A 20,991-nucleotide genomic window follows, 5' to 3' on the forward strand; every position below is an offset into this window, starting at 1 on the left:
AAGGCCTGGATCGCGCGAGGCTGAATCAGCCCCGGAGTCGAATCAAGGCCGTAACCAGCCGATCCCGGCCTGCTACCCTATTTACTGGCTGACGGCCGCGCCTTCGCTGCGCGGATCGGCCGCACCGGCCCAGCGGCCGGCGGTCCACTCGATGGCGTTCGCCTTGTAGCCCGGCTCGACCAAAACGACCTCGTGCCCGAGGGCGCGCAGCGCCGGCGCCATTGCCTCGAGCCGGGTGCCGCGCTCGAGCCGCACCTGCTCGCCGAAGCCCATCAGCTGCGGCAGCGCGATTGCCTCCTGGGCGGTCAGCCCCCAATCGAGCACGCCGACCAGCGCCTTGGCGACCTGCGCGATGATCGTGGTGCCGCCGGCCGCGCCGATCGCGATCCGCACCTCGCCGTCAGGGCCGTAGACGATCGTCGGCGCCATCGAGCTCCGCGGTCGCTTGCCGCCCTCGACACGGTTCGCGGTCGGTTGGCCGTTCAGATCGGGCACGATGTTGAAGTCGGTGAGCTCGTTGTTGAGGAAGTAGCCGTTGACGGCGAGACCGGAGCCGAACGGACCCTCGATCGTCGAGGTATAGGAGGCGACGTTGCCGCCCCGGTCGACGGCGACGAAGTGCGACGTGGACGGCACCTCGCCGTCCTTTGCCGCGGCATAGGCCGGCGCGCCTGCCGGCTTGCCGGCGGCGACGTTGACGATCGCGCGGCCGGGCTGGATCAGCGCCGAGCGGCTGCGGAGATAGCCCTCGTCGATCAGGCCGGCGACCGGCACGCGGACGTGGTCGGCGTCGCCGAGATAGACTTCGCGGTCGGCGTAAGCGAGGCGCATCGACTCGGCGAGAAGATGCCAGGCGGCGGGATTGTCGGCGCCGAGCGCCGCCATGTCGAAACGCTCGAGCTGCTTCAGGATCTGGAAGACCGCGACGCCGCCGGAGGACGGCGGGGCCATGCCGCAAATCCGGTACTGGCGGTACTTGCCGCAGACCGGCGCGCGCTCCTTGGCCTCATAGGCTGCCAGATCCTCGGTCTTCATCATCGACGGATTCTTGGCAGCTTCGTTGACCGTGCGGACCAGCGCGGAGGCATTGGGGCCGGTATAGAAATAGCCGGCGCCGCGGCCGGCGAGCTCGGTAAGGAAATCGGCGAGCTGGGGGTTCGTGACGATCGTGCCGACCGGCTTGGGCACGCCGGCGGCATCGTAGAAGGTCGCGCGGCCCCACGGCGTGGACGCCGCCAGCCGGGCATTGCTCTTCAGCGACGCATGGAGCCGCGGAGTGATCGCATAGCCGTTGCGGGCGAGCCGGATCGCCGGCTGGAACAGATCGGACCAGGGCAGTTTGCCGTAACGCTCGTGCGCCTCCAGCATCAGCGCGACGTTGCCGGGGACGCCGACGCTGCGGCCGCCGGGGATCGCCTCGCGATAGGGGAGCGGCTCGCCGTTCGGCCCGAAGAACCACTTCGGTCCGGCCGCCGACGGCGCTTCCTCGCGCCCGTCGATCGTGCCCAGCCGATCGGTTTTCTCGTCATGGTAGACCAGGAAGCCGCCCCCGCCGATGCCGGACGATTGCGGCTCGACCACGGTGAGCGCCAGCATCGTCGCCAGCGCCGCGTCGGCCGCGGAGCCTCCGGCGTCGAGGATCTCGCGGCCCGCCGCCGCCGCGCGGGGATCGGCGGCCGAGACCATGCCCGGTGCGCCCTGGACCCGCGAGACGGTCTCGGGGGCCGGAGCGGCGGCACAAGCGGACAGGAGAAGGGCGAAAGCGAGTGAAGCGGAGCGAAGCATGGCGGCGGACATAGACGCTCCTCGGGCGACGGGGAAGCGCCTGGCGACGCACAGGCCACCCTGGATCGGTTATGGGTGCTAGGCGAGGCTGCCGCGCCGCCGTGCCAGCAGCCGCTCGAGCCAGGCGCGCCGGCCGCGCTTCCAGGCTTTCTCGTGGAAGAAGAAGGCGACGGCGTTGATGCACGGCTCGATCAGGGCGATTCCGCCGGCGACGCTCACCGATCCGGTGAACCAGTAGGCGACGCTGAACCCAATGGTCAGGTGGATCGAGAGATAGGTCAGGGTCTTGATCAGGTCGGTCGGCATGGCGGAATTCCTAGCCCGAACTCAATGCCTTGAGCAGGCAGGCGGTTCCAGACGAGAAACTCGCTTTCTGTGATCGACCGAGGCACGGCCGCCGCCGGTTAGCTTTCCGAACCGCGCGGTTAGGAAAGAGAACTCCGGCGGCGCGAAGCTGATGGAGCTAGGCCGCGCTCCCCACCGCCTCGGCGAGGCTGGCGAAGCCCTCCCGCGCAAGCAGCACATCGAGACCCCGTACGATCCGCGCAGCGAGGCCCGGCCCTTCGTAGACCAGCGCGCTGTAGATCTGGACGAGGCTGGCGCCGGCGCGGACTCGCGCCAGAGCGTCCTCGGCGCTGGCGATGCCGCCGGCGGCGATCAGCGGGATCGCGCCGCCGGTCGCGGCGCGGAAATCCCGCAGGCGCTGCAGAGCCAGCGCCTTCAACGGCGCTCCGGAGAGGCCGCCGGGCTCGGCGGCATGGCGCGACGCAAGGGCCGGGCGCGTGATGGTGGTGTTGGAGACGATCAGCGCGTCCATCCGGCCGACGGTCAGCGCGGCGATGTCGTCGATGTCCTGCGGTTCCAGGTCGGGCGCGAGCTTCAGGAAGACGGGGGGCCCGGAGTCGCCCCGCGCCTCGAGCACCGCGGCGAGCAGGGCGTCCAGCGCCGCCTTGTCCTGCAGTGCGCGCAGGCCGGGGGTGTTGGGCGACGAGATGTTGATCGTCAGATAGTCGGCGAGCGGCGCCATCGTCCGAACGCCCGTCGCATAATCGGCGATGCGGTCGGCGCTGTCCTTGTTGGCGCCGACGTTGATGCCGACGATCCCTGCCCCGCGCGGACGCCGCGCCAGCCGCGCGGACGTCGCGGCGAGGCCCTGGTTGTTGAAGCCGAAGCGGTTGATCACCGCCCGGTCTTCGGCGAGGCGGAACAGGCGCGGCCTCGGATTGCCCGCCTGAGGACGCGGCGTCAGCGTCCCCGCCTCGACGAATCCGAAGCCGAGACCCAGCATCTGGCCCGTGACCTCGGCGTCCTTGTCGAAGCCGGCGGCGAGCCCCACCGGGTTGGGGAAGCGCAGGCCCGCCACCTCGACGGCCAGGCGCGGGTGCGGCAGGGTGGAGCGGCCGGCGGGGAGCAACTTCAGCGCGTCGATCGTCAGGCGATGCGCGCGCTCGGCGTCGAGGGTGAAGATCAGCGGCCGGAGGAGGGGGTAGAGCGCCATGGCAGGGGGCTATGGCAAAGGGGCGGAGGCGGGTCAAAAGGCGCCGCGTCCCCACCGGCTTGATTTCGCCGGCATTCGCCGCCACATGCGCAATCGGACAGATTCGATCCGATTGGAGCCATGCGCCTCACCTCCCTCGCCGATTACGCCGTCGTGATGATGGCCGCGGCCGCCCGCCGCCCGGCGGGGGCGCGGCTGTCGGCGACGATGCTCGCCGAGGAGACGGGCGTGCCGCTGCCGACGGCGCAGAAACTGATGGGTCGGCTCGCCACGGCGGGGTTGCTGCGCTCGGCGCGGGGCACCGGCGGCGGCTTCGCTCTGGTCCGCGCGGCGGCCGAGATCAGCCTTGCCGACATCGTCGAAGCCGTCGAAGGACCGATCGCGATGACCACATGCGCCGACGAGGCGCGCAACGATTGCGCGCTCGACGGCAATTGTCAGGTCAAGCCGCATCTCCTTGCGGTGAACGGTGCGGTGCGCGGCGCGCTGCAGGGCGTCAGCCTTGCCAGCCTCGCGCTCGCCCCGAGCCCGGCCAGGACCGAAATTACCGGCTTCGCGCCGGCCGAAACGCAAGGTGATCTGAAGTGAGTGACGTCAGGAATCGCGAAGCCCAGGAAGCCGCCGAGCGGGCGGCCACCTACGAATGGGGCTTCACCTCGGACATCGAGCAGGAGTTCGCGCCCAAGGGATTGAGCGAGGACACCGTTCGCTTCATTTCGGCCAAGAAGAACGAGCCCGAGTGGATGCTCGAGTGGCGTTTGAAGGCCTATGCCAAATGGCTCGAGATGCGCGCGCCGGACTGGGCGAAGCTCAACGTCCCGCCGATCGACTATCAGGACGCTTATTATTATGCGGCGCCGAAGAAGAAGCCCGAGCTCAAGTCGCTCGACGAGCTCGATCCGGAGATCCGCCGCACCTACGAGAAGCTCGGCATCCCGATCGAGGAGCAGAAGGTGCTCGCCGGCGTCGAGGGCGCGCGCAAGGTCGCGGTCGACGCGGTGTTCGACAGCGTCTCGGTCGCCACCACCTTCCGCGAGGAGCTGAAGAAGGCGGGGGTGATCTTCCTCTCCATCTCCGAGGCGATCCGCGAATATCCCGAGCTGGTGAAGAAGTGGCTCGGCCGGGTGGTGCCGATCCACGACAATTACTTCGCGACGCTGAACAGCGCCGTCTTCTCGGACGGCACCTTCGTCTACATCCCGGAAGGGGTGCGCTGCCCGATGGAGCTCAGCACCTACTTCCGGATCAACGCCGCCAACACCGGCCAGTTCGAGCGGACGCTGATCGTTGCCGACAAGGGCTCCTACGTCTCCTATCTCGAGGGGTGCACCGCGCCGATGCGCGACGAGAACCAGCTCCACGCCGCCGTGGTCGAGCTGGTCGCGCTCGACGACGCCGAGATCAAATATTCGACGGTCCAGAACTGGTACCCGGGCGACGCCGAGGGCAAGGGCGGCATCTACAATTTCGTCACCAAGCGCGCGCTCTGCCAGGGCCGCAACTCGAAGGTGAGCTGGACCCAGGTCGAGACCGGATCGGCGATCACCTGGAAATATCCGTCCTGCGTCCTCGCCGGGGAGAACAGCGTCGGCGAATTCTATTCGGTCGCGCTGACCAACAATCGCCAGCAGGCCGATACCGGCACGAAGATGATCCACCTTGGGCGTAACAGCCGCTCGACGATCGTCTCAAAGGGGATCAGCGCCGGCCGCTCGGACAATACCTACCGCGGCCTCGTCCGGGTCGGCCCGACCGCCGAGAACGTCCGCAACTTCACCCAGTGCGATTCACTGCTGCTCGGCGATCAGTGCGGCGCCCACACGGTGCCGTACATCGAGGTCCGCAATCCGAGCGCGCAGATCGAGCACGAGGCGACGACCTCGAAGATCAGCGAGGACCAGCTCTTCTACGCGATGAGCCGCGGCCTTTCCCAGGAGGACGCCGTCGCGCTGATCGTTAACGGCTTCGCCCGCGAGGTCCTCCAGCAGCTGCCGATGGAATTCGCCGTCGAGGCGCAGAAACTGCTCGGCATCAGCCTCGAAGGGAGCGTCGGATGACGCCGACCATTTCCATGAACAACACGGCGGCCGACGCCGCCCAGGAACCGACATGCTGAACATCACCAATCTCCACGCCGCCGTCGACGACAAGCCGATCCTGAAGGGGCTCAGCCTCTCGGTGAACGCCGGCGAGGTGCATGCGATCATGGGGCCGAACGGCGCCGGCAAGTCGACGCTCGGCTACGTGCTCGGCGGGCGCGAGGGCTATGAGGTGACCGACGGCACGGTCACGTTCGACGGCAAGGACCTGCTCGACATGGCGGCCGACGAGCGCGCCGCCGCCGGCCTGTTCCTCGGCTTCCAATATCCGGTCGAGATCCCCGGCGTCTCCAACGTCCAGTTCCTGCGCACCGCGATGAACGCGCAGCGGCGCGCCCGCGGCGAGGTCGAGATCTCGGCGGGCGACTTCCTCCGCCTCTCCCGCGCTCAGGCCGACGCTCTCGGCATCTCGATGGACATGATGAAGCGCCCGGTGAACGTCGGCTTCTCCGGCGGCGAGAAGAAAAGGAACGAGATGGTCCAGATGGGCATCCTCGATCCCAAGCTCGCCGTGCTCGACGAGACGGACAGCGGCCTCGACATCGATGCGCTGCGCGTCGTCGGCGAGGGCATCAACCGGATCATGCGCAAGCCCGACAAGGCGGTGCTGCTGATCACCCACTACCAGCGCCTGCTCGACATCGTGCAGCCGGATTTCGTCCACGTCCTCGCCGGCGGGCGGATCGTTCGCTCCGGCGGGCCCGAGCTCGCCCACGAGCTCGAGCGCGAGGGCTATGGAGCGATCGCGGCATGACCCTGCTCGCCCTTCCCTCCAACCGCGAGGAGAGCTGGCGCTGGAGCGATCTCTCGGCACTGCCCGAGATCGCCGCCCGCCAGCCGCAGGGCGGCGTGCCGGAAAGGCTGCCGTGGCTCGATTGCGCAACCGGCGGCCCACGGCTGCTGTTCGTCGACGGCCGGCTGGTCGCCGCCGAGAGCAATCCGGGCATCGTCGGCATCGGCGCCGTCGACATCGCGCCCTCCGATCATGCGCTCGCGCGGCTGGTCGGGCATGAGGGCTGGACGCTGCGCCTGGCGAGCGGCCACGCGCCGCTCGGCCTCGTCCAGGTGATCCACGCCTCCACCGGCGCGGCCGATCACCTGCCCGCGCGGATCGAGCTTGACGTCGACGCCCAGGCCTCGGTGGTCGAGACCTTCCTCGGCCACGGCTGGACCAATCGTCTCTCCGAGATCACGCTCTACAAGGGCGCGCGGCTGATGCTGGCACGGCGGATCCTGAGCGAGGCGGGCTATGTCAGCCTCGCCGATCGCGTGACGATAGGGGAAGGCGCGAGCTTCACCCTCACCACCCTCGCTGCCGGCGGTGCCGACACGCGGCTCGATGGAGAGGTCCGGCTCGCCGGCGACGCCGCTTATGCCGAGGCCGGCGGCGCCCTGCTCGCCCGCGGCCGCCAGCGCCATGACGCCAACCTCGTCGTCCGCCACGAGCAGCCGCACGGCGTCAGCCGACAGGTGTGGCGCTCGGTCGCCGACGACCAGGCGACCTGCTCGGTCGCGGCCCGGGTCGAGGTCGCACGCGGCGCCCAGAAGACCGACGGCGAGCAGTCGCTCAAGGGGCTGCTGCTCTCGCGCACCGGAACGATCAATTCCAAGCCGGAGCTCGAGATCTTCGCCGACGACGTCAAATGCGCGCACGGCGCCACGGTCGGCGAGCTGAACCGCGACGCGCTCTTCTACTTCGCCAGCCGCGGCGTTCCGGCCGAGGAGGCGAAGGCGCTGCTCACCGGGGCGTTCGTCGCCGATGCGCTGGAGCGGATCGGCGAGGAAGCGGCGCGCGAGGCGTTCCTCCAGGATGCGGGCGCATGGCTCGCCGGCAAGCAGGCGGACACCGAGTGATGGATACGCTCGTCGCCACCCGTCCGCTCGACCACGTCGCCGATTTTCCGGCGATCCCCGACGGCTGGTCCTATCTCGATACCGCCGCGACGGCCCAGAAGCCGCGGCCGGTGATCGACGCGATCGCGCGCGGCTATGGCGAGACCTATGCGACGGTCCATCGCGGCGTCTACCAGCGCTCGTCGGAGATGACTCTGGCGTTCGAGGCCGCGCGCAAGCGGGTGGCGCGATTCATCGGCGCGCCCAGCGCCGACGAGGTGATCTTCGTCCGCGGCGCCACCGAGGGCATCAACCTCGTCGCGCAGAGCTGGGGCGGCGCCAGTCTGAAGCCCGGCGACCGGATCATGCTCTCTCTGCTCGAGCATCATTCGAACATCGTCCCCTGGCAGCTGATCGCCGAGCGGACCGGCGCGGCGATCGACGTCGCGCCGCTCACCGCGGACGGGCGGATCGATCTCGACGCGATGGCGGCGATGCTGACGCCGCAGCACAGGATCGTCGCCCTCGCCCATGTCTCGAACGTGCTCGGATCGGTGCTCGACGCGCGGCGCGCGGCCGCGCTCGCCCACGGGGTCGGCGCGCTGCTCCTGCTCGACGGCTGCCAGGCCGTGCCGCGGCTGCCGGTCGACGTCGCGGCCCTCGACTGCGACTTCTACGTCTTCTCGGGCCACAAGCTCTATGGGCCGACCGGGATCGGCGTGCTCTGGGGGCGGGGCGACCTGCTCGCCGCAATGCCGCCCTGGCAGGGCGGCGGCGCGATGATCGATCGGGTGAGCTTCGAGGGCACGACCTATGCTCCGCCGCCGGCGCGCTTCGAGGCAGGGACGCCGCACGTCGTCGGCGTGCTGGGGCTCGAGGCGGCGATCGACTATGTCGAGACGATCGGCCTCGACGCGATCAGCGCGCACGAGGATGCCCTCGTCCGCGACGCCCGAGAGGCGCTGTCGCAGATCAACAGCGTCCGCCTGTTCGGCCCCGATGACAGCGCCGGCATCGTCAGCTTCGCGATCGAAGGGGTGCATCCGCACGACGTCGGCACCATATTGGACGAGAGCCGGGTGGCGATCCGCGCCGGCCATCATTGCGCGCAGCCGCTGATGCGCCACCTGGGTGTCGACGCGACCGCGCGGGCGAGCTTCGGCGTGTACAACGGGCGCAGGGACATCGAGGCGCTGGCGCGCGGCATCGAGAGAGTGACGAGAATCTTCGGATGAACCAGGAACGCAAGATCGAGATCGAGGAAGTCAGCGAGGCGCCGAGCCTGCCCAAGGCGCGCGTATCGGACGCCACGGAGAGCTTCGAGCGCAAGCGCGACTATCTGGAGGGCTTCCTCGCCCGTCAGGCGCCCGCCGAACCCGATGCCGAGGTGCCGGGCGGCGATCTCTACGAGGCCGTCATCGACGCGCTGAAGGAGATTTACGACCCCGAGATCCCGGTCAACATCTACGACCTCGGGCTCGTCTACAATGTCGAGATCACGCCCGAGCACCACGCCAGGGTGCAGATGACGCTGACCACGCCGCACTGCCCCGTCGCGGAATCGATGCCGGGCGAGGTCGAGCTGCGTGTCGGTGCGGTGCCGGGCGTCGGCCATGCCGAGGTGGAGCTGGTCTGGGATCCGCCCTGGGATCCGCAGAAGATGTCGGACGAGGCCAAGCTCGAGCTCGGGATGCTGTGAGATGACGGACGCAACCACCACCACCGCCCGCCGCCCGCGCCCGGCCGCGCTCACCCTCACGCCGAGCGCCGAGGCCCGGATCGCCGCGCTGATGGCGAAGGCGCCGGAGGGCACGATCGGCGTCAAATTGTCGACGCCGCGCCGCGGCTGCTCGGGCCTGGCATATTCGGTCGATTACGTGGCCGAGGCGAAGCCGTTCGACGAGCGGATCGAGACTCCGGCGGGCCCGTTCTTCGTCGACGGCGCCTCGATCCTCTATCTGATCGGATCGACGATGGACTGGCGCGAGGACGATTTCACCGCCGGCTTCGTGTTCGACAATCCCAATGCCAAGGGCAGCTGCGGCTGCGGCGAGAGCTTCACCGTCTGATTCGGCCGTGCGGGCCGCTTGTTTCGGCGACGTTCCCGGAACGAGCGGCACGTTCGCTCGTATTCAACGTCCCGCGCCCGCGGGAGGATGAGGAGAGAGATAGCCGAGGCCTGCTATGGTTAGCGTCCCGTTAACCCCCAGGAGTCATGATGGGGATCGTTCCACACCCGGCGCGGGGAGGGCGAGATGAGCGGTGACGGCGATTTCCTGCGGCAGCTGCAGGGCTACGGCCTGATGACGGCCGAGATCAGCTATTACATGCCGGACCATCCGGCGCTGATCCAGCTGTTCGTCTGGCAGCAATATGATCTCGCGCCGCGCTTTCCCGTGCTTCACCGTTTCCTCGACCATTGGCGCACCGACGTCGAGGCGGCGATCCATTCGGTCCGCATTGCCCATCAGCACCTCGTCCGCCCCGCGGAGTGGCGAGCCGTCGACGGCGTGATCACGATCAACTGATCCTCCCCGAGATGGCTCGGGGAGGGGGACCGCCGCCAGTAGGCGGTGGTGGAGGGGGGTCGCTGGACGGCGCCGGCGCAACCGCGCATCGCGGGTCTCCAAACCCCCTCCACCATGCTCCGCATGGTCCCCCTCCCCGCAGAGCGGGGAGGATTAGAACCCCAGGGTGTAGCGGATCGCGCCGCCGAGGTCGGGATCGGCTTCGGCGACATGGCCCGGCTGGCGGCGGACGAAGCCGTTGGCGCTGACATAGCCGCCCCACAGGCCGCGCCCATAGGCCGCCTCGAAATCGATCTCGCGGCCGGTCGGGGCGAGATTGAAGAAGCGGCTCTCGTAGCCGACGCTTCCGTCCGCATAATAGTAGGAGACCGGCAGGCTGATGCCGTAGCCGCCGGAGCGAACGCGAAGCGGCTGCGTGATGCGGAACGCGAGCTGGTCGCCCGACCGGAACGCATCTTGCCTGGAAAGGTCGACGGCCCAGGCGTCGGTGGTGAGGCGACCGCTCTGCGCCATCGGGCCAAGCCCCATGGCAGTGGTCCCGCGGCGATAGCTGGCGTAGCCGGCCCAGCCGGCGCCGAGATCGATCGATGCGGTCGCGTCGCCGAACCAGCTGGTCGCGCCGCCGGCGCCGAAAGCGGAGGTCAGGCGGCCGCCGAGGATCGTCGCCTCCTCGTCGAGGCGCGTCGCGCCGAGGGTGACCCGCGCCCGGCCGATCCGTCGGTCCAGCGTCGCCGAGGCGATCGAATAACGGGGATCGACCGCGAGGGTCCGCGGGAGCCCGTCGCGCAGCACCTTGCCGCGCTCGCCGGTGACGGTGAGTCCCACCGGTCCAAGATCGTGGCGAAGACCGAGGCTCGCCGCATCCTTGCCGTAGAAGCCGGTGCGGCTGGTCGGGTCCCGCGCCACCAGGAAGGCATTGGTGTAGCTGTCGGTCAGGCGCTGCTGGAGCGTGCGGCTGCTCTCCGACAGGCCCATGGCGATCTTCGTGCGGGCGTCGAGCCGGCTGACGATCACGCCGGAGAGGAGCTTCGCCTGGCGCGCGTCCTCATAGGTGAGGCCGAGCTGCGCGAGACCGACCCAGGGCTGGCGGCTGCGCGTCCGGTCGAGCGTCAGGGACACCGCGACCATGTCGTTGCGGACCGTGGCGCTGCGCTGGTCTCCCGAAAGCGCGCGGCCGAGCGGCCGGTCCTGCGGCGCGCGGTTGAGGCGGGTGGCGAGATCCATGACGAAGGCGCGCGAATAGCCGTCCAGGATGATCGCGCCGGCCATAGCGTTCGGCGCCGCGGTCGCGTCGCCCATCGCGGTCGAGGCATCGCCGCCACTGGTGCCGACGGGCACCGGTGCGTTGCTGCCGGCCATCGCGACGCCGCCCTGCGGCTGGAAGGCGCGCGCGATGTTGAGCAGGCCGCGCCCGTAGACCGCGTCCGACCCGGGAGCACCGGCGTCGTCGGCGGTGGTGAGCAACAGCTGGACGATCTGCCGGCCGGTCAGGTTCGGGAAGGCCTGAGCGAGCAGGGCGGCGGCGCCCGAGATCACCGGCGCCGAGAAGGAGGTTCCGCTCCACAGGGTCGCGGCGCCGTTCTCGTCGATGGTCCGCACCCGGGTGCCGAGCGCGGTGAGGTAATAGGTCTGGTTGGTGCCGGCGCGATTGGAGAAGCTCGCGATCGCACCCGTCGAGTCATGGGCGCCGGCGATGATCACCAGACCGTTGCTCTGGCGCGCCGCGCCGACGGCGAAACCGCCCGGCTCCGCTTTCTCGTCATTGCCGGCGGACATGACGATGACGACGCCGGCCGCGGTCGCCCGCTGGACGGCGTTCAGCATCACGCCGCCGATGTCGTCGCCGCCGAGCGAGATGTTGATCACCCGCGCGCCATTGGCGACGGCGACGTCGATCCCGCGCGCAATGTCGTTGTCGTTGTGCTTGCAGCCGTCTTCCTCGTCGCAATCGTTCGGGTTCGAGCTGTTGAGCGAGATGATCGTCGAATCGAAGGCGAGACCGAGCGCGCCCGTGCCGTTGCGCGCCGCGGCGATCACGCCGCTGACCGCCGTGCCATGGCCTTCGGTATCGCTGAGGCCGCGGCTGGCGACGAGATCGCGGCTGGCCGGGTCGATCCGGCCGGCGAACTCGGCGAGGTTGGCGTTGATCCCCGAGTCGATCACGCCGACCTTGATGCCACGGCCGGTCGCGCCCGCGTTCCATGCGGTGATCGCGCCCGATGAGACCGCGCCGTTCGAGCGCTGATATTCGCTGTCGTTGTAATTGACCGCGGTCGGCGCGGAGGCCGGAGGGGGCGGCGGCGGAGGCGGCGGAGGGGGTGGCGGAGGCGGCGGCGGAGGCGCAGCCGGGAGCGGCGCCGGGCGCGTGCCGCCGCCGCCGCCGCCGCCGCCGCAACCCCCCAGTGCGAGCGCGACGACGCACACCGAAAGGATCAGCGCTTTCCGTCCGCGACCGTCCATAACACGCACTCCCACCTAACCAGCCAGGCCCATTAGGGATTTCCTAACCATAACATAGAGTTGCGATGCTTTCGATTTGATGAAGCACTGCTTCCGGCGAATTCCGCGGCGACGCTCGCGCGGCCCTTGCCTGCGGCGCGGAGGCCCCGGCGCTTCCCCGTGCGCGACGGGCGGTCTAGGGGCGCCGAATGCTGCCTGCCCTTCGCCATATCGATTGCTGGATCTTCGATCTCGACAACAGCCTCTATCCGGCCTCGGCCGATCTGTTCGCGTTGATCGACATCAGGATGGGCGAGTTCATCCAGCAGCTGGTCGGCTGCGATACCGCCGAGGCGCGGCGGATCCAGAAGAGCTACTTTCACGAGCACGGCACGACCCTCGCCGGGCTGATGAAGGCGCACGGCACCGAACCGCGCGAATTCCTCGACTTTGTACACGATATCGATCTTGCCCGCATCTCCGCCGATCCGCGGGTGGTGGCGGCGCTCGACACTTTGCCCGGACGCAAGTTCGTCTTCACCAACGGGGACGAGGCCTATGCCAAGCGGGTGCTCGACAAGCTCGGCCTCGCCAACGCCTTCGACGGGCTGCACGACATCCATGCGATGGACTACGTGCCCAAGCCCGACCCGCGGGCCTATGAAGCGATGTGCGCGCGGTTCGGGATCGAACCCAGCCGCGCCCTGTTCGTCGAGGACATGGCCCGCAATCTCGTCCCGGCGAAAGCGCTTGGCATGACCACCGTCTGGGTCGACAACGGCTCCGAGCAGGCCGGGCGCGATGCCGATCCGGCCTTTATCGATTACCGAACCGCCGATATCGGCGAATGGCTCACCGAGATCGTCAAAGAGGACATGCCATGACCGACGCCGCCCTTCAGCAGACCATCGAGGCCGCGTGGGAGTCGCGCGAGACGCTCGGCGGCGGCGACGACGTCCGTGCCGCGGTCGAGGCCGCGATCGCCCTGCTCGATCGCGGCGAGGCGCGCGTGGCGGAGAAGGGCGCTGACGGCTGGACGGTGAACCAGTGGCTGAAGAAGGCGGTGCTGCTCTCCTTCCGCCTGACACCGATGGCGGCGATCTCGGGCGGTCCGGACGGCGCCCGCTGGTGGGACAAGGTGCCTTCCAAGTTCACCGGCATGAGCGAGGCCGATTTCGGCGCCGCCGGGTTCCGAGCCGTTCCCGGCGCGATCGTCCGCCGCGGCGCCTTCGTCGGCCGCAACGCGGTGCTGATGCCCAGCTTCGTCAACATCGGCGCCTATGTCGACGAGGGTACGATGGTCGATACCTGGGCGACGGTCGGCAGCTGCGCCCAGATCGGCCGCAACGTCCACATCTCGGGCGGCGCCGGCATCGGCGGCGTGCTCGAGCCGCTCCAGGCGGGACCGGTGATCATCGAGGACAATTGCTTCATCGGTGCCCGCTCCGAAGTCGCCGAAGGCGTGATCGTCGAGGAAGGCGCGGTGCTGGCGATGGGCGTGTTCCTCGGCGCCTCGACCAAGATCGTCGATCGCGACACCGGCGAGACGTTCATCGGCCGCGTCCCGGCCTATTCGGTCGTGGTGCCCGGCACCCTGCCGTCGAAGAGCGGCGGCCCCAGTCTCGCCTGCGCCGTCATCGTCAAGCGCGTCGACGCCCGCACCCGTTCGAAGACCAGCATCAACGAGCTGCTCAGGGACTGACATGGCGGCGGCGCTCGCTCTGTTAGCCTTCGCGGCCGCCGGAGCCCCATCGCCGCCGCAACTGGGCGCCATGGGCCCGACGCTGACCCGCCGCGAGGTTCAGGCGATGACGCCGGACGCGCTCACCGGGAAGCTGTTCGGCGACATGGCCGGGATGCTCTACCCTGTTCCTTACGCGATCCCGGAGCGGAGACGGTCGGCGCGCCGATCCTGGCTCACGTCGCTGGAATTCCTGACCCGGCCGCGTGCCACGTACCGCGCAGGTGTCTGCGAGACCGACGCTTTGCGCGTCGAGTTCGTGCCGGCAATTGTGAGGGTCATGCCCGAGCGGTCGCCGGCTCAGCGGAGCCCGACCCACGAGCGCACGGCGCCGGCTCCGCACGACGGCGCCGCCGACTGGCCCGTGGAGCCGCGTCGGATCACCCTCAGGACTCGCTATTTCGTTCAGGATGCCGCGCTCGCCCGGCGGGACGAGCCTCCGGGAGAGGGGCAGAGCGGCGCACTCGATGTCGCATGCGCGGCGATCGATCCGCGCGAGCGGCCGCCGATCTTCGCCGGCTCCGAGCATGAGGCTGCGAGCGGCGTGCGGCTGCTCTCCTCGCTGATCGACGACAATCGTCGCCGGGGCACAATGCCGCTCGAGTGCATCGACTTGAGCGGAGCGCGGCTCGGCAACGAAGCGTGTCGCAACGCGATCCGCGCCCTCGACGTCGACGCCCTGATCGATGTCCAGACGATCGCGAAGTGCACGGCGGAGCCCGACGTCTATTGCGTCCGGTTGGGCCTTCGCTGGGATCGAGACCTTCGGTTCGAGATGAGACAGGGTATCGCGTCGCCGCTGCGGGCGGTGCTTCGAGCGCTGCCCAGCGTGGACGAGGTCATCTAGCCTCGCCGCCGCCGCCGGAGGCTTCGCCGATCAGCTTCGCGGCCTCGACGCCGGTCCAGTCCTCGTCGCCGGTGAAGCGCCAGACTTCCTTGCCATCGGCATCGTAGAGAATCGTCGTCGGCAGGGTCGCGACGCCGAGCGCGGTCATCATCTTCATCTCCGGATCGAGCCACGCCTCCAGGTTCGGCAGCTTCCGACCGGCGAGGAAGGTCTCGACCTTGTCGCGCCCGTCCGTGTCCTGGCTGAGCGTCACCACCTGCAGCTTCTCGGCCTCGCGGGCGGCGAGCGCGTCGAGGGTGGGCAGCTCCTTGATGCACGGCGCGCACCACGTCGCCCAGAGATTGAGGAGGAGCGGCTTGCCGCGGAAATCGGCGAGGCTGGCGGGCGCCCCGTCCGGATCCTGGAAGCCGGCATCCGGCGCGGCAGTGCCGGCATGGCTGCGATCGACGCCCACCCGGGGCGTGCTCGGCGCCTGTCCGGCGACCTTCTCGGCTTGGCGGGGCGCGTTGCCGTCCTGCGATCCGCAGGAGGCGAGGGCAAGAAGTAGAAGAAGATGGAACCGGCGCATGGCCATTGCGGTTACGATCCAAGGCGCGTCCTGCGCCAGCGTTTTTCGATTCGACCGTCCACCCGCTCCCGGTTTATGCCTCGCTCATGAGAAAGAGCCTGTTCCTCGTCGTCCTCCTGCTCGCCGCCTGCGGCGAGGTCGAGCCGCTGCAGCCCGCGGCCGGGGAGAGCCTGCCGCCCGCGCCCGAGCAGGCGGCGCGGGCGCCGACCACCGAGGAGATGCTGACCCCGCCGCCGATCGCGCGGCCGGTGCGTCAGGAGGATACGCTGCGCCGATCCGAGGAGAGGGAAGACGATCCCTTCGACCTGCCGCCGACAGCCCGTTGAGCGGCTTCCTTCCCCAGCGTTCGGAGTTCGAATGAAGAAAGTCAGAAAGGCGGTCTTTCCCGTCGCCGGCCTCGGTACCCGCTTCCTTCCCGCGACCAAGGCCATGCCCAAGGAGATGCTCACCGTCGTCGACCGGCCGCTCATCCAATATGCGGTCGAGGAAGCGCTGGAGGCGGGGATCGAGCAGATGATCTTCGTCACCGGCCGCAACAAGACCGCGCTCGACGACCAGTTCGACCTCGCGTTCGAGCTCGAGGCGACGATGAAGGGGCGCGGCAAGTCGCTCGAAATTCTCGATTCGACGCGGATGCCGCCGGGCGCCATCGCCTCAGTGCGCCAGCAGGAGCCGCTAGGCCTTGGCCACGCCGTCTGGTGCGCCCGTCATCTGGTCGGCGACGAGCCTTTCGCGGTGCTCCTCGCCGACGACCTGATGTTCGGCAAGCCTGGCTGCCTCGCCCAGATGGTCGAGGCCTATGACAAGGTCGGCGGCAACATCGTCTGCGTCGAGAACGTCGCCCGCGAGCGCACCGCCAGCTACGGCATCATCACCCCCGGCGCACAGGACGGCAATCTCACCGAGGTGAAAGGCCTGGTCGAGAAGCCGAAGCCCGAGGAGGCGCCGTCCACGCTCGGCGTCGTCGGGCGCTACATCCTCCAGCCCGAGGTGATGGCGATCCTCGACGCGAAGGAGACCGGCGCCGGAGGCGAGATCCAGCTCACCGACGCGATGGCGAAGCTGATCGGCCGCCAGCCGTTTCACGGCGTCACGGTCGATGCCGAGCGCCACGATTGCGGCGACAAGATCGGCTTCGTGAAGGCGAACATCGCGATCGCGCTGCAGCGCGACGACGTCGGCCCGGCGATTCGGGACTGGCTCGCCGCGCGATGAGCTGCGCGGCCGTCCTCGTCGGCGACGGCGCCATCCGGCACCTGAGCCCCGAGGACGCCGCAGCCTATGAGGGGCCGGGCTTCGTCTGGATCCACCTCGAAGGCACCGAGGAGGAAGACCGGCGCATCCTCTCCGGGCAGGGCATTCCGGACATTGCCGCCAATGCGCTGGTCGCGACCGAAACCCGGCCGCGCTGCGACCGCTTCGAAGAGGGCGCGCTGATCAACATCCGCGGTCCGGCGGCGGACGAGAGCGCGGGGAGCGATCGGCTGGTCTCGATCCGGCTCTGGGCGCGGCAGGGCAAGGTGAATTCGGTCACCCGCCATCCGCTCGCCGCGACGGCCATGGTGATGCAGCAGATGGAGGCGGGGCGGATCCTGGATCCGGGCGATCTGGTCGCCGCCTTCGCCCGCGCGATCTCGAAGCAGCTCGATCCGCAGGTCGCCGACCTCGGCGACCGGCTCGATGATTGCGAGAGCGGCCTCGATGACCGCAATGCCCTCTACCGCCTGCGCACCGAGATCGCGCGCATCCGTTCGGAAGCGATCGCCTTTCGCCGCTTCGTGGCGCCGGACCGCGATGCGCTCTCCACCCTGGCCGACCTCGATTACGAATGGATCGCCGAGGAGGACCGGCTCCACATCCGCGAGGCGGCCGACCGCTTCGCCCGGATGACCGAGGAGCTCGAAGCGGTCCGCGAGCGCGCCGCGCTGCTCCACGAGCAGCTCACCGATCTGCGCGGCGAGCTGATGGAGTCGCGCTCGCTGCTGATCTCGATCGTCGCCTTCATCTTCCTGCCGCTGACCTTCGTCACCGGCCTGCTCGGCATGAACGTCGAGGGTATCCCCTATCAGCACGAGCCTTGGGCCTTCTGGGGCGTGGTCGGCTTCTGCACATTGATCGGCCTGGCGGTGCTCGCCTGGTTCGTGCGCCGGCACTGGCTGAACCGATAGGCACGAGCGCGCCGCCTCGGCTCAGTAGATCACGGTGACGATGAGGACATCCGAATAGGAGCCGGCGCTGACGTTCTGCCCAGCGGGTATCCGGCCGTAGACGGTGTAGCTGGAGGTCTTTTTCGGCGCGGAGATGCTGAGCGTTCCGCCGGTACCGTCCCCCCAGACGCTCGTCAGCCCCGCGTCGGTGTAGAGATTGTAGTTGAGCGTGCTGCGGCCGTTGCTCATCCGGCGCTGGAGCAGATTGCCGCCGAGACCGGCGCCGAGGGCGATCACCGGCCTCGCGTTCGGGTGGCAATCGAGGCTGATGCGGCCGAAGCCGGTCCGCGGCGCGCTGCTCTTCGGATCGTAGGTCCCGAAGGCGACGCCCACCGCCGAGATCGTGCACGCCTGAGCAGGGCCTGCTGCAGCGGCGATCGCCAGGAGCGCCGACAGGTAGAGGCTATTTCGCGGCATAGACGCCACCCTTGCTGCAGATGAGGTTTTCGAGACGGGGCTGCGCGTCGTCGCCCGACGGCCGGGCCGCGACGAAGCTGCAGCGGCCGCCGGGCCACGAGGCGGTGAGGCGGGTCGGGCCGCCGAGGCCATCGACATAAACCTGGCCATTGCCGGCAGACACATGGACGCGGTCGCTGCCCTCGGCGAGGACCTGCGCCCCTGGCGGCAGGGGGCGGCCGTCCTCGAGGAGGACCCGCATCAGGACTCCGCCCGATCGTTCGGCGGCGAAGCGCACCAGCGTCGCCGCCTTGGCAAACGGGCGAACCGCCAGCTCGTTGGAGGCGAGCGTCACATCGAGGGGAAGATCGGATTCGTCGATGCGGATCACGTTGCGCTCGAACGGCCGGAGCGCGGGAATGATCGCCGTGCCGCTGGCGTCGGTGACCGCGACGAGCTGGTTGTCGGCATAGACTTTGACGCCCTGAAAATCCCCGACCTTCACCGCCGCGAAGCTGGACCCGATCGTTCGAGAGGCGAAGACCCGTTTGCCGGCGAAGCCGATGCTGCCCGAAGCCGCGGCCCGCACGCCGGTCCGGCCGTGCGCGTGGCTGACTTGGGCGGTCAGCGCGGCCGAGCGCAGGTTGCGCGTCACCACCGCGTCGAGCCCGTCGAGGGCGCCGGCGGTTGCGGCGATCCGATAGCCGGTGCCTTCGCCGGCCGGCGGGTCTTTCTGATAGGAGAGTCGCAGCGACGTGCCGCCCTTCGCCTCCATCCCCGCCGACGCGCTGCGCCGGCCACCGAACAGGAAGGCTGCGTGCAACCCGATCACCGTCTGGCGCTCGCCGGCAATGGCCCGGCGCGCGTAGAATTGCAGCGACGCGGACTTGCCGAGACGATGGTTGACGAACAGGCCGGCCAGACGCTCGTCCGGCTGGCCGCGAAAATCCCGGGCGATGATGTTGAGGCCGGCGGCGCCGCGCGCGAACGGCACATCGGCAAAGGCCTGGACGGTGCGGCGCGGCAAAGGCTCGCCGTCGGGCAGGCCGATGAAGGCGTAATTGCGCGACGAGCTCTCGGCACGCACGCCGAGCGAGAGACCGCTGGTCCGACGCTCGAACGAGCCGGCGAGACGCACGCCGTTGCCGCGCTCCGAATGGCTGAACGAAGCAGCGCCGCCGGCCACGCCGAGATTGCCGAGCGCGAAGGTCGCGCCGACGCCCGCCATCTGGGTGCGCCGGCTCGCCTGCAGATGCCCCTCCAGCGTGATGCCGTCGGTAAGCCCGTAACGATGCGTCGTCGAGGCCATGGGAGTGCCGTAATCGTTGCTGCTGAGGCCGAAGGCGCGGCGGACCAGGCCCGCTTCCCAGGAGAAATCATGGAGGCCGCGGCGCAGCAGGATGCTCGAGGCGTAATAGGATTGCTCCGACACCGTCTCGCGGCCGAGCAGGTCGCGCGTGACGATCTGGACCTTGCCGCCGCCCGACTGCACCGGCACGTCGGTGAGCTGGAACGGCCCGGGCCCGACCTCCCGCGTCGCCTGCAGGACGTTGTTGACGTAGATGTCGACCACGCCGGGCAAGGTGGCGCTGCCGCCATAAGTCGGCAGCGGCATGGTCAGATAGCCGGGCTGGACGGTGAAATTGCGCCCATATTGCACGCCGCCGAAGCGGACCGGCACGGAGCCGGGCCCGGAGGAGGAGATGCTGTCGCCGATCCTAAGCGTGGTGAGGGTCCGCGGCCGATCGAGTGTCCAGCCGCTCTCGAGCCGCACGAGCTTCTTCCCCGCGTCCCCGATCGTGCCAACGAAGGTGGTGGTCAGGACGCCGCGGCGTACGGCCATCCCGGCCTCGAACGCGCCGTTCAGGCTGGTGTCGCCGCGAGCATGCTCGACGAGCAGGTCGTAATTGAGAAAGCCGCCCGCCGCCGCGGGCGTCATGGCCATCGGCGCGGCCGGAGCGAGCGCGCTGGACTGCAGCTCGAACCCTTCGGCGGCGACCTCGATGGCGAGCGACTGGTCTTCTGCGGAGAGGCGCAGGCGCAACGCCTGGATGGTGTCGAGCCGGTACCAGCTCTCCCCTTCCCACGCGACCGGCGGCCCGGCGGGCGGGCGGAGGCGCCACAGCCGAAGTGTGGCCGCGGTGGCGTAGAGGCCGCCCTGGCCGTCCTCGAGAAGCATCGCCGGCTCGCGCGAGCGCTGGCCGTTCACGCTGACGTCGAGCAGCGCCGGCCGCAGACCAGCGGCCGGCTCCGCCGCCGCCGCCGGCACGCCCATCAGCGCGAGCAGGACGGCAGCGGCGAGACAGAGGCTATTTCGTGCCGGAGACACCCGTATTCTGCCCGCTCTTCTCGGGGAGGCGGAGCGATTCGAAGCGCGCCTGGTCGGCGATCTCGATCCGCTCGCCGAGCATCCACCGGCGCCGGCTGCCCGGAAGCACCGTGCCGAAGGTGACGCCGGAGAGGCGCAGCCCGACGGCGGCGCCGAGCTCCTCGGGCTCGACGCGGACATAGCCGCTGCCGCGATTGGCGGCTTCGGCGATCCAGCCGCGTTGCGCGTCGCGCCACACGCTCCACGCGAGCTCGCCGGGCTTGCCGGGCTGGAGCCCCGCGTAGAGCGGAATATCGAGCCGCAGCGCGACGCGGACGCCGGTGCCGACAGCCGCTTCCGGCACTTCCTCGACGATCAGCCGATAGGCGCCCTCGCTCGCGGCGGGGTTCCTGAGGCCAACCCGGACGATCTGCGTGCCCCCGGGCGGCACGGTGAAGATCGGCGGCGACACGATCACCGCCGCGCTCTCCTGATAAGTGTCGCCGCCGTCCTGTTGGCTCCAGCCGAGGGCATGGGCCTGGATCGTGACGGGGGCGTCCTCCACGTTGCGGACGGTGAGGCTGGCGGTCTTGCGCGCCTTGCCGATCTCCAGCCGCACGGGATCGATCTGCAACGTGCCGGCGGCGGCGGGAGCGCTGAGCCCCGCCGACGCCAGCAGAAAAGCACAGACCCCGCCGGCCAGCGCCCAATCAAGTTTCCGTCTTGCCATGCGAGGTGCTCC

22 protein-coding genes are annotated in these 20,991 nt (G+C 69.5%); 14 read left to right on the forward strand and 8 right to left on the reverse strand.

Annotated elements, in window-relative coordinates; genetic code table 11:
* Positions 1-81: 81 nt before the first annotated feature.
* The 3 genes from ggt to E2493_RS16195 form a co-directional block, all read right to left on the reverse strand.
* The gene (gene ggt / locus E2493_RS16185) at positions 82-1,797 is read right to left on the reverse strand and encodes a gamma-glutamyltransferase (RefSeq protein ID WP_135088739.1); all 1,716 of its coding nucleotides are present in this window, start codon (positions 1,795-1,797) and stop codon (positions 82-84) included.
* 66 nt (positions 1,798-1,863) lie between these two features.
* Complete coding sequence (locus tag E2493_RS16190) at positions 1,864-2,091, reverse strand: DUF2061 domain-containing protein (RefSeq protein WP_135088742.1); 228 nt, start codon at positions 2,089-2,091, stop codon at positions 1,864-1,866.
* Between the two features lie 157 nt (positions 2,092-2,248).
* On the reverse strand, positions 2,249-3,283 hold the full coding sequence (locus E2493_RS16195; RefSeq protein ID WP_135088745.1) for a quinone-dependent dihydroorotate dehydrogenase: 1,035 nt from the start codon (positions 3,281-3,283) through the stop codon (positions 2,249-2,251).
* 120 nt (positions 3,284-3,403) lie between these two features.
* On the opposite strand from E2493_RS16195, the gene E2493_RS16200 reads away from it, so the two are divergent.
* From E2493_RS16200 to E2493_RS16235, 8 genes are all read left to right on the forward strand, one after another.
* Positions 3,404-3,871, forward strand: coding sequence for an RrF2 family transcriptional regulator (locus E2493_RS16200; protein WP_135088748.1), 468 nt, complete (start codon positions 3,404-3,406; stop codon positions 3,869-3,871).
* A complete protein-coding gene (gene sufB / locus E2493_RS16205; protein ID WP_135088751.1) occupies positions 3,868-5,340 on the forward strand; it encodes a Fe-S cluster assembly protein SufB in 1,473 nt (490 codons plus the stop codon). The genes E2493_RS16200 and sufB overlap by 4 nt, the downstream gene beginning before the upstream one ends.
* Positions 5,341-5,392: 52 nt before the next feature.
* Complete coding sequence (gene sufC / locus E2493_RS16210; RefSeq protein ID WP_135088754.1) at positions 5,393-6,136, forward strand: Fe-S cluster assembly ATPase SufC; 744 nt, start codon at positions 5,393-5,395, stop codon at positions 6,134-6,136.
* The gene (locus E2493_RS16215; RefSeq protein WP_135088757.1) at positions 6,133-7,236 is read left to right on the forward strand and encodes a SufB/SufD family protein; all 1,104 of its coding nucleotides are present in this window, start codon (positions 6,133-6,135) and stop codon (positions 7,234-7,236) included. The genes sufC and E2493_RS16215 overlap by 4 nt, the downstream gene beginning before the upstream one ends.
* Positions 7,236-8,450 (forward strand): cysteine desulfurase, encoded by a 1,215-nt coding sequence (locus E2493_RS16220; protein WP_135088846.1) that lies wholly within the window; start codon positions 7,236-7,238, stop codon positions 8,448-8,450. Before E2493_RS16215 ends, E2493_RS16220 begins: the two co-directional genes overlap by 1 nt.
* Positions 8,447-8,914: an SUF system Fe-S cluster assembly protein gene (locus E2493_RS16225; protein ID WP_135088760.1), complete on the forward strand. Its 468-nt coding sequence runs from the start codon at positions 8,447-8,449 to the stop codon at positions 8,912-8,914. The genes E2493_RS16220 and E2493_RS16225 overlap by 4 nt, the downstream gene beginning before the upstream one ends.
* Before the next feature lies 1 nt (position 8,915).
* A complete protein-coding gene (locus E2493_RS16230) occupies positions 8,916-9,284 on the forward strand; it encodes a HesB/IscA family protein (RefSeq protein WP_135088763.1) in 369 nt (122 codons plus the stop codon).
* Between the two features lie 186 nt (positions 9,285-9,470).
* Positions 9,471-9,743, forward strand: coding sequence for an usg protein (locus E2493_RS16235; protein ID WP_135088766.1), 273 nt, complete (start codon positions 9,471-9,473; stop codon positions 9,741-9,743).
* A 153-nt stretch (positions 9,744-9,896) separates the two neighbouring features.
* Here the strand turns inward: E2493_RS16235 and E2493_RS16240 are convergent, their stop codons facing one another.
* Positions 9,897-12,203 carry a S8 family peptidase gene (locus E2493_RS16240; protein ID WP_167737576.1) on the reverse strand — a complete coding sequence of 769 codons (2,307 nt, stop codon included), beginning with the start codon at positions 12,201-12,203 and terminating at the stop codon, positions 9,897-9,899.
* A 188-nt stretch (positions 12,204-12,391) separates the two neighbouring features.
* Here E2493_RS16240 and E2493_RS16250 point away from each other — a divergent pair, with 188 nt between their 5' ends.
* The 3 genes from E2493_RS16250 to E2493_RS16260 all read left to right on the forward strand — a co-directional run bounded on the left by E2493_RS16250 (position 12,392) and on the right by E2493_RS16260 (position 14,770).
* Entirely contained in the window at positions 12,392-13,066 is a 675-nt protein-coding gene (locus E2493_RS16250) for a pyrimidine 5'-nucleotidase (protein WP_135088769.1), read from the forward strand.
* A complete protein-coding gene (gene dapD, locus E2493_RS16255) occupies positions 13,063-13,884 on the forward strand; it encodes a 2,3,4,5-tetrahydropyridine-2,6-dicarboxylate N-succinyltransferase (RefSeq protein ID WP_135088772.1) in 822 nt (273 codons plus the stop codon). Before E2493_RS16250 ends, dapD begins: the two co-directional genes overlap by 4 nt.
* A 70-nt stretch (positions 13,885-13,954) precedes the next feature.
* Positions 13,955-14,770, forward strand: coding sequence for a hypothetical protein (locus E2493_RS16260; RefSeq protein ID WP_135088775.1), 816 nt, complete (start codon positions 13,955-13,957; stop codon positions 14,768-14,770).
* Here the strand turns inward: E2493_RS16260 and E2493_RS16265 are convergent.
* Positions 14,763-15,338 carry a TlpA family protein disulfide reductase gene (locus E2493_RS16265; RefSeq protein ID WP_225421537.1) on the reverse strand — a complete coding sequence of 192 codons (576 nt, stop codon included), beginning with the start codon at positions 15,336-15,338 and terminating at the stop codon, positions 14,763-14,765. The genes E2493_RS16260 and E2493_RS16265 overlap by 8 nt on opposite strands.
* An 86-nt stretch (positions 15,339-15,424) precedes the next feature.
* On the opposite strand from E2493_RS16265, the gene E2493_RS16270 reads away from it, so the two are divergent.
* Genes E2493_RS16270 through E2493_RS16280 form a run of 3 tightly spaced genes read left to right on the forward strand, consistent with a single transcriptional unit; the run spans position 15,425 to position 17,506 of the window.
* Positions 15,425-15,664, forward strand: a complete 240-nt coding sequence (locus E2493_RS16270; RefSeq protein ID WP_135088781.1) for a hypothetical protein — start codon at positions 15,425-15,427, stop codon at positions 15,662-15,664.
* A gap of 31 nt (positions 15,665-15,695) precedes the next feature.
* Complete coding sequence (galU, locus tag E2493_RS16275; protein ID WP_135088783.1) at positions 15,696-16,553, forward strand: UTP--glucose-1-phosphate uridylyltransferase GalU; 858 nt, start codon at positions 15,696-15,698, stop codon at positions 16,551-16,553.
* Positions 16,550-17,506 carry a zinc transporter ZntB gene (locus tag E2493_RS16280; protein WP_135088786.1) on the forward strand — a complete coding sequence of 319 codons (957 nt, stop codon included), beginning with the start codon at positions 16,550-16,552 and terminating at the stop codon, positions 17,504-17,506. Before galU ends, E2493_RS16280 begins: the two co-directional genes overlap by 4 nt.
* A gap of 21 nt (positions 17,507-17,527) precedes the next feature.
* Here the strand turns inward: E2493_RS16280 and E2493_RS16285 are convergent, their stop codons facing one another.
* From E2493_RS16285 to E2493_RS16295, 3 genes are read right to left on the reverse strand one after another with little or no spacing between them, the layout of a single operon-like run.
* A complete protein-coding gene (locus E2493_RS16285) occupies positions 17,528-17,962 on the reverse strand; it encodes a Csu type fimbrial protein (protein WP_135088789.1) in 435 nt (144 codons plus the stop codon).
* Entirely contained in the window at positions 17,949-20,270 is a 2,322-nt protein-coding gene (locus E2493_RS16290) for a fimbria/pilus outer membrane usher protein (protein WP_167737577.1), read from the reverse strand. Before E2493_RS16290 ends, E2493_RS16285 begins: the two co-directional genes overlap by 14 nt.
* Positions 20,251-20,979 carry a fimbrial biogenesis chaperone gene (locus E2493_RS16295; protein WP_167737578.1) on the reverse strand — a complete coding sequence of 243 codons (729 nt, stop codon included), beginning with the start codon at positions 20,977-20,979 and terminating at the stop codon, positions 20,251-20,253. Before E2493_RS16295 ends, E2493_RS16290 begins: the two co-directional genes overlap by 20 nt.
* Positions 20,980-20,991 lie beyond the last annotated feature (12 nt).

Origin of the sequence: Sphingomonas parva (ex Maeng et al. 2020), from assembly GCF_004564275.1 — a bacterium.
GTDB classification, from domain to species: Bacteria; Pseudomonadota; Alphaproteobacteria; order Sphingomonadales; family Sphingomonadaceae; genus Allosphingosinicella; species Allosphingosinicella parva.